We start from the raw sequence: 14,309 nt of genomic DNA, 5'->3' as shown, positions 1-14,309 counted from the left end.
TCATGCGGCTCAAGTCTCGAATGCCCTGATCGGCGACGGGAGTGATCGGTGACTGGTGCGGCCCCGTGCCCGAACGCGGCATGTGATTCCTCGGATCCCCTGGCCGTTGTCGGTGCGGCTTGCCGACTGCCGGGGGGAATCACCGACCTCGGCCGGTTGTGGGATGCCCTGGCGGAGGGAAAGGACCTGATCTCCGAGGTGCCGCCGGCGGATCGTGTGGATGCCGCGCGTTTCGTGGATCCCTCCCCGCAGCGTCCGGGCAAGGCCTACACCATGGCGGGCGGCTACCTGGACGATGTCGCCGGTTTCGACCCTGAGTACTTCGGCATCTCGCCTCGTGAGGCGACGTACATGGATCCGCAGCAGCGGATGCTGCTGGAGATGGCGGCGGAGGCGCTGGACGACGCGGCCATCGCCCCCGCGAGTCTGGCCGGTTCGGACACGGCGGTCTTCGTGGGGATCAGTGACATGTCCTACGGAGGGCTGCAGTTCAGCCGGGTGGAGCAGATCACCCCGCACAGCATGAGCGGCGCAGCCCTGTCGATCGCGGCGAACCGCCTGTCGTACGTCTTCGATCTGCGCGGTCCCAGCATGGCGGTGGACACCGCTTGTTCCTCCTCCCTGGTCGCGTTCCATCAGGCGTGCGAGACGCTGCGCTCGGGTCGCAGCCGCGTGGCACTCGCGGGCGGTGCCAACCTGCTGCTGAGCCCGTACCACTTCGTCGGCTTCTCCCAGGCGCTCATGCTCTCCCCGCGCGGGCGTTGCGCCGCGTTCTCGGCCGGGGCGGACGGCTACGTCCGTGCCGAAGGCGGCGGGATGGTGGTGCTCAAGCGACTGCGGGACGCCGTGGCCGACGGTGATCGCGTGCACGCCGTCGTCGCCGGGAGCGGGGCCAACAGTGACGGCGGCACCTGGGGTATGACGGTGCCGGACTCGGAGATGCAGCGGCGGCTGCTGTGCGAGGTGTACGAGCGGGCGGGCGTCACGCCGGACCAGGTGCTGTATCTCGAGGCGCACGGGACGGGCACACCGGTGGGCGATCCTCAGGAGTGCCGTGCGATCGGCGAGGCGCTGGGGGCACGGCGCGGCAGCGGGCCTTTGCTGTTCGGGTCGGTGAAGACCAACCTCGGGCACTGTGAGCCGGCGTCGGGGATGGCAGGGCTGTTCAAGGCGATGCTGGTACTACGGCACCGCCGGATTCCGGCTTCGCTGCACGGGGACCCGCCGAGCCCGAAGGTCGACTTCACCGGACTCAACCTGGAGCTGGTCACCGCCATGCGCGCGGTACCGGCGGCCGAGGGCGGGGTGGTGGGCGTGAACAGCTTCGGCTTCGGCGGCGCCAACGCGCATGTGGTCCTGGCCGCCGCGCCCGCCCGGGAGCCATGTGCCGCCGACCCGGTCGGCGGGCCGTTGCCGCTGGTCGTCTCGGCGCGCACCCGGGCGGCCTTGGCCGACGCCGCCCGCGCGGCCGCCGGCCGCATGGCCGAGGTCACGGACGAGAAAGAGTTCTACGACGTGTGCTGGACCGCTTCCCGCAGGCGGGGGCGGCACCCGCGCCGGGTGGCGTTGCTGGTCGCGGGCCCGCGGGAGGCGGCCGAGCAGCTGTCCGCGCTGGCCGCCGATGAGGAGGTGCTGGCCGCTGCCGAGGCACATGTGGAGCGGGAGCGGGCTGCCGGGGTGGTGTTCGTCTTCAGCGGCAACGGCACACAGTGGCCGGGCATGGGGGCCGCCCTGATGGCGGAGGAAGCGGTCTTCAGAGCGGCAGTGGAGGAGGCCGACACGCATCTGCGACCGCTGCTGGGCTGGTCGGTGGCCGAGCTACTGGCCGACACCGCGGGCGAGGGAAGCGCCGCGGCCGAGCGGATGTCGGTCAACGCCTTCGCCCAGCCGGCCCTGTTCGCGTTGCAGGTGGGTCTGACCGCACTGCTGGAAGAGCTGGGCGTGCGACCGTCGGCTGTGCTGGGGCACAGCGTCGGAGAGGTGGCGGCGGCGTACGCCGCCGGGGCCCTGGGCCTGGCGGAGGCCGCGCGTGTGGTTGCCGAGCGCAGCCGGGCCCAGGCCGTGACGGCAGGCTCGGGAAGGATGGCCGCGCTCGGCCTGGACGAGCGGGAAGCGCGGGAGCTTCTGACCCCCTTCGACGGGCATCTGGAACTCGCGGCGGTCAATGGGCCCAGGGACGTGACCGTTTCCGGTCCGGTGGACGCGGTCCGGGAACTGGGGGAGGTTCTGGCCGGCCGGGGCGTGCCGTTTCGTGAGCTCGACATCGATCACGCCTTCCACAGTGCCGCCATGGACGTGATCGAGCAGCCGCTCCTCCGGGGGCTGACGGGCCTGGTCGCCGGGACGCCGCAGGTACCGATGTACTCGACCGTGACCGGTGAGCCGGTCGGCGCCGGTGAGCTGGACGCACGCTACTGGTGGCACAACGCCCGGCGCCCGGTCCGGTTCGCCGACGCCCTCGGGCGATCGGTGCGCGCCGGGGCGGCAGCGGTGGTGGTCATCGCACCCCAACCGGCCCTCACCGCATCGGTGACGCGGATCATCACCGATGCGCAGAGCGGACAGATCCCCGTCGTCCCTTGCATGCGGCGGCAAGGAAGCGCCGTGGAACAGGTACGCCGGGCGGCGGCTCGGCTCCTGGCGGCGGACACCTGCGCCTTCGAGCGCACCGACCGCTTCTTCACCCGGCCGGGCGCGGTCGCGGACCTGCCGACGTACCCCTGGCAGCGCGAACGGTACTGGAACGGCACCCCGGAGCACTGGATCCGTACCAGTGGCGACGGCGTTCTGGTCCACCCGTTGCTGGGTGAACGCGCTCCGGTGCTGGAGCCCGTCTGGCACACCGCGGTGGAGCGTACGCGCACTCCCTGGCTGGCCGACCACCGCGTCGGCGGCGCGGTGGTGATGCCGGCCACCGGCTACATCGAGATGGCACTGGCCGCGGGGCGGGAGGCGCTCGCCGGCCCGGTGGAGATCACGGACTTGCAGATCGTCCGAGGTCTGCCCGTGCCCTGGGACTCCCCGGCGGACCTCCTCCTGACGACGTCCCTGTCCGATGAGGACGGCGTCCTCCGCGTCGCCAGTCGCGCCGCCGGCGGCTGGCGGTTGCACGCACGGGGAAGGGTCCAGCGGCTGACCGCACCCCGGCCGGAGGCGGCAGACCCGGCGGCCTTGCGGGAGCGGATGACCTCCCGCCTCGACGCTGCGGAGCTCTACGCCGAGCTGGCCGCCGGAGGGTTGTTCTACGGTCCGGCCTGCCAGGTGCTGCGTGAGCTGCGGGTGGGCCGGTCAGAGGTCGTCGCGGCCTACCACTGCGCGTTGCCCGACGACGGCTACGGCGGCTATCTGGTGCACCCTGCCCTCTTGGACGGTGCGTTGCAGGCGGGCGCCCAGCTGGTGCTGCGGGAGGGGGAGACAGGGTATCTGCCATCCGGGTTCGACCGCGTCCGGTACTGGGCGAGGCCGGCCGATCAGGGGCTGGCCTATGTGCGGCAGCGCTCCCGCACACCGCGTGAAATCGTCTGGGACGTCACTGTCCTCGGTGAGGACGGCGCGGTGGCGATGGAGCTGACCGGCTGCCGCCTTCAGCGCGTGGCCCTGTCGTCCACCGACCGGGGCGAGCAGTACTCATGGGTGATGCGGGCGGCGCCGCTGCCCGGCCGGCCCGCTCCGCCATGGATCCCGCCCGCCCCCGCGCGGGTCGTCGCCGCGGCCGCCCCGGACCTGACACGTCTGCGCGAAGAGCTGCGTGTGGAGGCGGCCGCAGACGCCGATGCCGTGCGCAAGGAGCTCACGGCGTACGGGGTGTCCACCGCACTGGCGCAGCTGCTGCCCGGGCAGCGGGACACCTTCACCTTCGACGACCTGCTCGCGGCCGGGGTGCTGCCGCAGCACGAAAAACTGGTGCGTCTTCTGGCGGACATGGCGGTGGAAGCGGGGATCCTGGCCGAAGAAGGCGGGCGATGGCGCCGGCTGAGGACGGCTGCGAAGCCCACGATCCAACACTTGGTGCGCACGAGCGACTTCCTGCCGTCAGTGATTCTCAACATCTCCAGCGGGCTCCACCTGCGGGACGTCCTCACGGGGAGGCGTAAACCGCTGGAACTGCTGTTCCAGGACAGCGGAGCGGAGACCATCGAGCAGTACTACGACATCGACTCCGGCCCCCGCTTCTACAACCGCATGGCCGCTCACTTGCTGAGTGCGCTGCTCCGCAGCCGGCCCGCTGACCGGCCCCTGCGCATCCTCGAGGTCGGTGGCGGCACGGGCGGGCTGACCGCGCATCTCCTGCCTCTGCTGGACGAGCGTGGCTGCTACGTCTTCACCGACATCTCCGCCGCGTTCTTTCCCGCGGCCCAAGCCCGGTTCGACACCTACGGCGACCACGTGACCTATCGGACACTGGACCTGAACACCGACCCGGTGGAGCAGGGCTTCACCCCCCATTCCTTCGACATGGTGGTGGCAGGCTTCGCCCTCCACGCCGTCGCGGATGTGCGGGCGTCACTGCGGCACCTGACCCGACTGCTCGTCCCCGGTGGTCACCTCCTGGCCCTGGAAGCGCACAACCCCGAGCTGCTGGCGCTGCTGTTCGGAGCACTGCCGGAGTTCTGGAACCCCCGGGACACCGATCTGCGCCCGGACCACATCCTCATCCCCCGTGCCCAATGGCCCCAGGTCCTGGCCGACAGCGGATTCCACGACACCATCCAGCAAGGGGCGTCGACCGGTCCCTTGCACGAACAGGGTTCACTGCTGCTCAGCCGCACTTCACCGGCCGCCACCCCGATCCTGACGACCCCTTCCGGCCCGGCGGATGCCGAGGGATGTGGCACAGCGGATGCCGCGGGCTGGCTCCTGGTCACCGAAACCCCCGCGCAGGAACCTCTCGCCATCCTGACGGCCGGCGAACTGGCGACAGCGGGACGCGCCACTGCAGAGGTCGTGCCCTGCCCGTGCGGCCCGGCCGAATGGCGGGCCGCGCTGGAGCGGACACCGGACGCGGCCGTCGTGCTGATCCTGGGCAGTGACGCGGACGAGGAAGCCGGACAGGACCCCGCGGCCTGTACCGAGCTGGCCGTCCGCCGCGTCGCCGCACTACGGTCCTTCGCGCAAGCCCTCAAAGCCGACGGCACCGTCACGGTGCGCCGCCTGGTCCTGCTCACCCATCCCACCGGAGTGTTGCCCGCCCCGGAACGGCCCGCCTTCCCCGGCCAGGCGGCGGCCTGGGGAGCCGCCCGCACACTCGCCAACGAGATCACCGTGCCCGTGCGCCGCATCTCCCTCGACCGGGGAGCCGACCTCGCGGCGGATGCCGCACGCCTGGCGCACGAACTCCTGGTGGCAGCTCCCGAGGGCGCGGCGGAAGAAGACGAGATCGCCCTGACACAGGGCGGCCGGTTCGTACCCCGCGCCGTGCACACCCCACCGCCCTGTGTACAGGTCGCACCGGACGACGACCTCCCCTACCGGGTAGCGCTGAAGGACCAGGGACTGGGGTACGGCCTGAGGTGGACCGAATGCGACCCGCCCCGCCCGGGGCCGGAAGACGTGGTGATCGCGGTACGGGCGGCGGCTTTGAACTACCGGGACATCATGGTCGTCACAGGGCTGCTGCCCCCGGTGGCCGAGGACGGAGCCCCCTCGGAGGAGATCCTGGGACTCGAGGGAGCCGGCGTCATCACCGCCGTAGGCGGCAAGGTGGAGGACTTCGCCGTCGGTGACCGGGTCTTCGGCGCCTTCCCGGGAGCCTTCGCCTCCCACGTACGCACGCGTGCCACCGCCGTGCGGCGCATGCCGGCGGGCATGACCTTCGAGGAGGCGGCCACACTGCCGGTGGCCTACTTCACCGTCCACCACAGCCTCAAGAACCTCGCACACCTGAAGAAGGACGAAACCCTCCTCATCCATGGCGTGGCCGGAGGCGTGGGTCTCGCCGCCGTCCTCTACGCGCGCCTGGTCGGAGCGCGCATCCTCGCCACCGCCGGTACCCCCGCCAAACGCGATCTCGCGGAAGCCCTCTGCGCCGACTACGTCACCGACTCGCGCCGGCTGACGTTCGCCGACGACATCCGCACCTACACCGTCGGCCGCGGAGCCGACGTGATCCTCAACACCCTCAGCGGCGAAGCGGCGTCTCGCTCCCGTGAACTCCTCGCACCCGGCGGCCGGTTCATCGAACTCGGCAAACGCGACGTCTACGCCAACCAGCGCATCCTGCTCAAGCCCCTGGCCGCGAACGCCACGCTGTGCGTGGTGGACGCCGCCGGCCTGCTATGGCAGAACCCCGAACTGGCCACCACCGTCTTCGACGAGATCTGCACCGCTGTCCACGACGGCACCTACCCTCCGCTGCCCCGCCTGTGCTATCCCGCTCACCGCATTACCGACGCCTTCCGCCTCATGCAGCACTCCAAGCACACGGGCAAGGTCGTCATCACCTTCAACGACCCCGTGCCCGTCGAGCCCGCCCCCCGTCCCCTGCGACTGGACCCCGAGGGCACCTACCTCATCAGCGGCGGCCTGAGCGGCCTGGGCGCGCACACGGCCCGCACACTGGTCCGCCACGGCGCACGCCACCTCGCCCTGGTGAGCCGTCGAGGCCACGAAGCTCCCGAAGCACCCGGCTTGCTCGAAGAACTGCGCGCACAAGGCGCACAGGCCACAGCGCACACCGCCGACGTCAGTGACCCGCACACCATGCAGCCACTACTGGAACAACTCCAGGCCGGCCCCCACCCGCTGCGCGGCGTCATCCACGCCGCCATGCACATCGACGACCACCCGCTGACCGAACTCACCGATGACCAGCTCCACGCCATCATCGCCCCCAAATGGGGCGGCGCGCTCCAACTGAACGCCGCCTGCCCACGAACCGACTTCGTCGTCTACTCCTCGATCAGCGCCACCGCGGGCTTCATGCACCAGGCCGGTTACGCCGCCGCCAACCTCACCATGGAAGCCCTCGTGCGCGCCCGCCGAGCAGCAGGCCGCCCCGGGACGTTCATGACCTGGGGCGCCATCGACCGCGTCGGATACGTCGCCCGCAACCAACTGACCGGCACACTCACCAGCATGGGCGCCGCACCGGTCGATCCCGACGACGCGCTCGACGCTCTGGCGGGCCATCTTTCCAACGGCTCGGAGGGGTCGGCGTTCGGCCGCGTCGACTGGCACCGTTTGGGTGCCGTCTGTCCTTCCTTGGCCGGCCCCCGCTTCGCCGCCGTACGCCCCCCGGAGATCGCCGGCGACGAATGGCACCTCGAAGCCGTCCGCCGGCGCCTCGCCACGGCCACTCCGCCGGAAGCGCTCGCCCTCATCGAGGACATGCTTGCCGCCGTGATCTCCGAAACCCTTCACATGCCGCCCGAGGACATCGACCGCAACCGGCCTCTCCAGCAGTACGGCATGGACTCCCTCCTCGCCATGGAGGTCCTCGCCCGCTTCCGCGTCTACATCGACCAGGACGTGCCGATCATGGAACTGCTGCACACCGACGGCACGATCCACGGCATCGCCGAGACCATGCTCCCCCACGTGCTCCGGCGCGTGCACACCAACGCCACCAGCACGCTCCCCCCACGGCGCAGCCTCCCACTCCAGCCGGAAACCCAACGGAGGCCGGATGATGCCGCCGATCCGGCCGCCGAGTAAAGCGCACACGCGGGGCGTCATCCTGGTGTGTGCCGGGAGGTGTCCCGCTGGAGGAGCCTCCAGCGGGACACCTCCCGGCCAAGGTGGTTGCCGTTGTCAACGGCTGTTCGCTGACACCTCGTTCGAGGTGGTGGCCGCATCTGGATCGGTGGAACGTCGCGGCGCCGCGGAGCCTTCCGCGGGCTTGGACCTCGCCAGCCACAGGCCGGTGAACACGGCGGTGGCCAATGTGACGGCGCCGGCGGCGACGAAGGCGCTGTTGAGGCCGGTCTCGAAGGAGGCGCCGCCGGATTGCCGGGTGCGGACGACGGCTCCGAGCACCGCAACGCCGAGCACCGCGCCGATCTGCCGGGTGGTGCTGCTGATGCCGGAGGCGAGGCCGCCTTCCTGCGTGCTGACCGCTTGGATGGCGGCGCCCGTCAGCGGGGACATGGTCAGGGCGAAGCCGATGCCGACGACTCCCAGCCGCCACCACACGTTCCCGTAGCCGGTGTCGGCGTGCACCATGCCCAGCGCCAGCAGTCCCAGCCCGGCCAGGGCCAGGCCGATGGTGACCACGATGCGGAAGCCGTACCGAGCGGCGAGCCGGCCCGCGTACGGGCTGACGATCACCATGGCGAGGGAGACGGGGAGGGTCTGCAGGCCGGCGCGCAGGATCGAGCTGCCCTGGACGTACACGAAGAACTGGGAGAAGAAGAACGACGAGCCCATGAGCGCGAACCCCACCACGACCATGGCGGTGTTGGACACGGTGAACAGCCGCTGCCGGAACAGCCGCAACGGCAGCATCGGAGCGGGACGACGCGCTTCGACGACGACGAAGGCGGCGAGGAGGATCACCGCGGCGGCGAAGCTGCCCAGGATCACCGGCGACGTCCAGCCGCGGGCACCACCCTCGATCAGCCCGTAGGTCATCGCCCCCACCGCCAGAACGGACAGCACCGTGCCCGGGATGTCGATCGCGGGAGCGCTCGGATTGCGGGACTCGACGAGGTGGCGCAGGCCGATCAGCAGCAGGACCACGCCGATGGGCAGATTGACCAGGAAGATGGCGGGCCAGCCGAAGGCTTCCGTCAGCACGCCGCCGGCCACGGGGCCTGCGGCCAGACCGATTCCGCTGAATCCGGCCCACAGCCCGATCGCCTTGACTCGTTCTTGCGGCATGGGATGGGCGGCCACGAGCAGGGCCAGCGAGGCAGGGCTCAGCGCCGCGGCCCCGATGCCCTGCAGCACCCGGCCGGCGACCAGCCAGCCGACCGAGGGAGCGAGGCTGCACAGCACCGACGCGGCGGTGAACACCACCACGCCGGTCAGGTACACCCGCTTGCGGCCGAACCGGTCGGCGAAGATCCCGCCGGACAGCAGCAGCATGGCGACCAGCAGTACGTACGCGTCGACGATCCATTGCAGACCGGTCAACTGAGTGTGCAGCCGGTGCTGCATATCGGGCAGCGCCGCTCCAACGATCGTGTTGTCGAGCAGGACCATGAACTGGCCTAGGCAGGTCACCGTGAGCAGCACGGCCCGGTTCGATCGACTGCCTACGGCCGCATGCGATGCAGCGATGGGGATTCCTCTCAATCGTCGGTTGCGCCCGGCCACGGTCGACGTGGGCGGCGATACACCTGAGCGCTCTAAAGCAGTCAGTGACTGCGTTAGGAGACTGTAAGGAGGGTTGCCCCACAAACGCAAGTCGCTACTGCGTTAAGGTGGGGGCATGAACGAGGGACAGCGAGCCCGGCGGCCCGGCGGGCGCAGCGCCCGCGTCGGCGTGCAGGTGCACCAGGCCGTCACCGACCTGATCAGTGAGCGCGGCTACGGCAACTTCACCATCGGCGAGGTCGCAGCCCGCGCGGGCGTGGCCGACAGCAGCATCTACCGCCGGTGGGGCAACCTGGAAACCCTGCTCACCGACGTGGCGCTCACCCGCCTCAACGCGCAGTCGCCGATGCCCGACACCGGGAGCCTGGCCGGCGACCTGCGCACCTACGCGGCCCAGGTGGCCCGCGAGATCACCGGACCCGACGGTCTGGCAGTGGTGCGCCTGGCCGTCGCCTTGTCGAGCAGCGGTCAGCAAGGCCTGCAGGCGCGTGACGCCCTCCGCGACGAACGCACCCGGCAACTGCAGTCCATGCTCGATCGCGCCCGCGAACGCGGCGAGCAGGCACCCGACGCGCTCGGCGTGCTGGACCACATCCTGGCCCCGATGTATATCCGCGTCCTGTTCGGCATGGGCCCGCTCACCCCGGACTACATCGACGGGCTGGTCGACCGATTGCTGTGACCTGACCCGGTCCCCTGAATCAGCCCTCGGACGCGGCGCCAGGGCTCCGTGAGGCAGCCGCAGGGCGCCCCCACGCCGGGCCGGATCAGATGCATGGCCAGATACCGCCTCAGTGGCAGGTTGGCCGGTTTCAAAGCGGCGATGTTGCCGGGAAGTTAACACCGGGACATGATCACTGCTCGTATCGACCCGATCACTCATCCGGGAGTCGAGAAGTGATACGCAGAACCGCTCTCCGAACCCTCGCCACCGTCGCTGTGACCGCGGCCCTCGCCCTGCCCCTCGCCCAGGGAGCCCAGGCGGCCACCGCGGCAACGACCGCCCCGGCGACCGCCGCCACTCCCGCCACGATCAACGCGGACGACGACACGGACATCGCCGTGCGCACGGTTGACCACCTCGACCAGGTCCGCCCGGTCGACACCGAGTTCATGCGCTCCCACCCGCGCGTCGAGGTCCGGTACGGCGACCCCGACCACCCGGGCCGGGCCCGCGTCGTCGCTTCGGCGACGACGCTGATGTAGCGCCGGCCCCGCCCGACCCGCCCGACCAGCCCACGTCGGGCCGGCGACGAGTGCGCCGCCACCGCCATCTCCCGTACCACTGCATCTCCCCCCCCCATGGCGTCGCGCTCTCGCATGCTCTCGTTCACGAGATTCACCACAAGGGAGTTGTTGATTCTCATGTACAAACGTCGGAGACTTCTCACCTTCGCCACCGCGGGTGCGGTCATATGCACCGCCGGATTCATCCCGTCGGTCAGTCAGGCCGTCGGCAGCGGCGACAGGGAAGAGAACGGGTCCTACGCCGCAACGCACGGCCTGACGGCGGATGACGTCACGAACATCAACGCACTCAACGAAAACGCCCTGACTCTGGGGCAACCCGGCAAGCCTACGGGGGAGTTACCTCCGAGCGCCGGCCCGTCCTCCCGGTTCCCCGACTCAACCGACGACAGGGAAACCCCTCCGGCCGAGCCGCTCGAAAGGATGCCTGATGCGTACCGGGCCTACGGAGGCAGGGCCACTACGGTCATCAACAACTACATACGCAAGTGGCAGCAGGTCTACAGTCACCGCGACGGCAAGAAGCAGCAGATGACCGAAGAGCAGCGGGAGAAGCTGTCCTACGGTTGCGTCGGCGTCACCTGGGTCAATTCGGGTCCCTACCCGATGAACAAGTTGGCGTTTTCGTTCTTCGACGAGGGCAAGTACAAGAACGACCTCAAGAACATCAGCCCCCGGCCCGATGAAACGCGGGCAGAGTTCGAGGGTCGCATCGCCAAGGACAGTTTCGACGAGGAGAAGGGTTTCAAGCGGGCGCGTGATGTGGCGTCCATCATGAACAAGGCCCTGGAAAGTGCCCACGACGAGGGGACGTACATCGGCAACCTCAAGACGGGGCTCACGAACAACAATGACGCTCTGCTCCACGAGGACAGCCGCTCGAACTTCTACTCGGCACTGAGGAACACACCGTCTTTCAAAGAAAGAGACGGAGGCAACTACGACCCGTCCAGGATGAAGGCGGTGGTCTACTCGAAGCACTTCTGGAGCGGGCAGGACCAGCGGGGCCCCTCCGACAGGAGGAAGTACGGCGATCCGGAGGCCTTCCGCCCCGACCAGGGCACGGGCCTGGTCGACATGTCGAAGGACAGAAGCGTCCCGCGCAGTCCCGCCAAGCCCGGCGAAAGCTGGGTCAATTTCGACTACGGCTGGTTCGGAGCTCAAACGGAAGCGGACGCCGACAAGACGGTCTGGACCCACGGCGACCACTATCACGCGCCCAACAGTGGCCTGGGCCCCATGCACGTATACGAGAGCAAGTTCCGGAAGTGGTCTGCCGGGTACGCCGACTTCGACCGCGGAACCTACATGATCACGTTCATACCCAAGAGCTGGAACACCGCCCCCGCCAAGGTGCAGCAAGGCTGGCCGTAACAGCATCGGGCAGGAGGGCCGGGTCGCCCACGGCCCTCCTCCGTCCACGGCCGGAGACCACGACCCGGTCCGTGGTCAGGTGGCGGTGAGGACCAGCACTGCTTGGTCGTCGTGCGTGGCGTCAGCCGCGAAGGCGGTGACCGCGGTGGAGACCGACTCGAGGAGCATCCCGGCGGTAGGGGAGGAGGTTCGGAGTGCGCCGAGGGCGTCGGCCAGGCGATCCTCCCCGAAGAGTTCGCCACTGGTGGAACGGGCCTCGGTGATGCCATCGGTGACCAGGACCAGGCTGTCGGCCGGGTACAGGTCGACGCCGCACGGGGACGAGTCGGGGTCGGGTCCGATGCCCAGGAGCAGGCCCGGTGGGGCGATTTCCTCGACTGTGCCGTCGGCCCGGCGCACGAGTGGGGGGACGTGACCGGCTCGAATCAGGTTCAACGCCAGGTGGGATGCGGTGTGCCGCAGTTCGCCATAGACGAGTGAGACGAAGCATTCCTCGCCGACCGCCCGATCCGTCAGTGCGGCGTTGATGGTGGTGACCACGGCCGCCGGGTCGTCGAGGAGGCGGGCGGCGGCGCGTGCGCTGTGGCGGACTATGCCGGTGGTGGCGGCGGCGCGAGCGCCGCGCCCGCATACGTCGCCGATCATGATCGCCCAGCGGTCGTCGGGAAGCGGGAAGACGTCGTAGAAGTCGCCACCGACGTCGAGTCCCTCACCGGCAGGGTGGTAGGAGGCCGCCAGTGTGGCGCCGGGGACCTCGGGCAACTCGGGAGGCAGCAGGCCGGCCTGCAGGTCGCGGGCGAGTCTGGCCCGGTCGGTGAACTGGCGGGCATTGTCGGCGCTGGAAGCGGCCCGGCGGGCGAGCTCCTCGGCCAGGGCGACGACGTGGCCGTCCAGGGGCCGATCGGTGGTCAGGAGGGTCAGTACGCCGAAGGTGCGGCCATGGGTGGCCAGTGGCACGCACACATAACCGCTGACGCCGAGATGCGCGGACAGATCGTCCGGACAGGAGCCGACCCGACCGGTCCGGGGGGTGCCGGAGGCCAGCACACGGGCGACCACGTTGTCGATCTCGATGCCCAGTTCGGGCGAGGCGAGGATGCCTTCCTCGGCGCGGGTGGCGGCGGCGACGGCGATCCGCCGGATCCGGTCGCGCTCGACCACGTGGACGGCGCACAGCGGAGCCAAGGCCGGCACGGTCAACCGAGCCATACGCTCGAGGCAGTCGAAATAGTGCGGCTGGCGCGCGATGGCGGTACTGGCCTCCAGGACGAAGGCCAGGTCCTCACGAGCCGCCTTCTCCCGCTCCTGGGCGGCATGGCCCGCCTCCACCGCGCGGTGACGCTCGATCGCCAGGGCGGCGATGCGGGTGAAAGCCGCGCTGAGCGCCAGGTCCTGGTCGTCGGGCGCCCTGGGAGTGCGATGGTAGATCGCGAAAGTGCCCAGCAGCCGGCCGTCCGAGCCGCGGATCGGCGTGGACCAGCACGCCGCGACCCCGGCCCGCTTCGCCAGGTCGCGATAGCCCTCCCACAGGGGGTCGGTGGCGATGTCGCTGACGATCACCGGTGCCTGCCGGTGGGCGGCCGTGCCGCACGAGCCGACTCCGTCGCCGATGGCGATCCCGTCGATCGCGTCGTTGTAGAAGTCGGGCAGGCGCGGGGCGGTGCCGTGGCGCAGGTGACGGCCGTCGGGATCGAGGAGCAGCACCGAGACGATCATGTCGGGGGAGAGCTCCTCGATCGCCCTCGCCATGCCGGTCAGGATCTCGCTCAGCGGGGCGTCGCGCGCGATCTGCTCCAGCAGGACGCGCTGCTCGGCGGCCAGGAGCTGCGCGTGGTGGTACGCGGTGGTCTCCACCGCGATCACCGTCACCCCGTCGACCCGGCCGACCGCATCCCGGCGGGGCTCGTAGGTGATGTCGAAGAACTCCTCCCGTCGGGCCCCTCGCCCACCGAGCACGAGGTGCCCGCCTCGGTTCCGGTACACAGCGCCGGTGCGGTACACCTCATCGATCCGATCGAGGACACCCTGCCGGGCCAGTTCCGGAACCAGCTCCCCGACCGGTATGCCGGTGGTCGTGCGGCCGGCCGCGAAGGCGTCGAAAAACGCCGGACTCGCCGCCTCCAGTACATGTTCCGGGCCGCTCAGCGCAGCGAAGAACACCGGAGCCTGCCCGAACAGGTCCGTGTACTCCTCGCTCCGCCCGTGCAGGAACATGGGAACTGCAGTGGCGAGGCGATCAGGCTGTGCCGGCATGACAGGGAAACCTTCTCCCGCGTCCTCACCCGCGCCATCGCGTCGTACCTCCACTCTGACACATCGCCTCCGACACATCGCCGCGCGGATTCCCGCGCTCCGTGCGGCGACCCGCACCTGCACGGAGCGTCATCGCTCGTCTGGCGGACCCGATCGACCCCGGGGAAAATGGTGATCAC

Annotated in this window: 6 protein-coding genes; 4 read left to right on the top strand and 2 right to left on the bottom strand. The window is 70.1% G+C overall.

What is annotated here, in order from left to right; translation table 11 throughout:
- The first annotated feature begins 48 nt into the window (after positions 1-48).
- Positions 49-7,653, top strand: a complete 7,605-nt coding sequence (locus tag AB4K12_RS20650; protein WP_368435581.1) for an SDR family NAD(P)-dependent oxidoreductase — start codon at positions 49-51, stop codon at positions 7,651-7,653.
- Positions 7,654-7,749: 96 nt separating this feature from the next.
- Here the strand turns inward: AB4K12_RS20650 and AB4K12_RS20645 are convergent, their stop codons facing one another.
- A complete protein-coding gene (locus AB4K12_RS20645; protein ID WP_368435701.1) occupies positions 7,750-9,219 on the bottom strand; it encodes an MFS transporter in 1,470 nt (489 codons plus the stop codon).
- Between the two features lie 151 nt (positions 9,220-9,370).
- Between AB4K12_RS20645 and AB4K12_RS20640 the strand changes: the two genes are divergently transcribed.
- The 3 genes from AB4K12_RS20640 (at position 9,371) to AB4K12_RS20630 (ending at position 11,877) form a co-directional block, all read left to right on the top strand.
- Complete coding sequence (locus AB4K12_RS20640; RefSeq protein WP_368435580.1) at positions 9,371-9,937, top strand: TetR/AcrR family transcriptional regulator; 567 nt, start codon at positions 9,371-9,373, stop codon at positions 9,935-9,937.
- A gap of 257 nt (positions 9,938-10,194) precedes the next feature.
- Positions 10,195-10,461: a hypothetical protein gene (locus tag AB4K12_RS20635; protein ID WP_368435579.1), complete on the top strand. Its 267-nt coding sequence runs from the start codon at positions 10,195-10,197 to the stop codon at positions 10,459-10,461.
- A 114-nt stretch (positions 10,462-10,575) separates the two neighbouring features.
- Positions 10,576-11,877: a protein-glutamine gamma-glutamyltransferase gene (locus AB4K12_RS20630; protein ID WP_368435578.1), complete on the top strand. Its 1,302-nt coding sequence runs from the start codon at positions 10,576-10,578 to the stop codon at positions 11,875-11,877.
- A 75-nt stretch (positions 11,878-11,952) separates the two neighbouring features.
- Here AB4K12_RS20630 and AB4K12_RS20625 read toward each other — a convergent pair whose 3' ends face one another.
- Positions 11,953-14,091 carry a SpoIIE family protein phosphatase gene (locus AB4K12_RS20625; protein WP_368435577.1) on the bottom strand — a complete coding sequence of 713 codons (2,139 nt, stop codon included), beginning with the start codon at positions 14,089-14,091 and terminating at the stop codon, positions 11,953-11,955.
- Positions 14,092-14,309: the final 218 nt, after the last annotated feature.

It is taken from the genome of Streptomyces sp. C36 (assembly GCF_040932295.1).
GTDB lineage: Bacteria > Actinomycetota > Actinomycetes > Streptomycetales > Streptomycetaceae > Streptomyces > Streptomyces triculaminicus.
The sequence above is the reverse complement of the archived record's forward strand: the minus strand, read 5'-3'. Positions and strand labels throughout refer to the sequence as shown.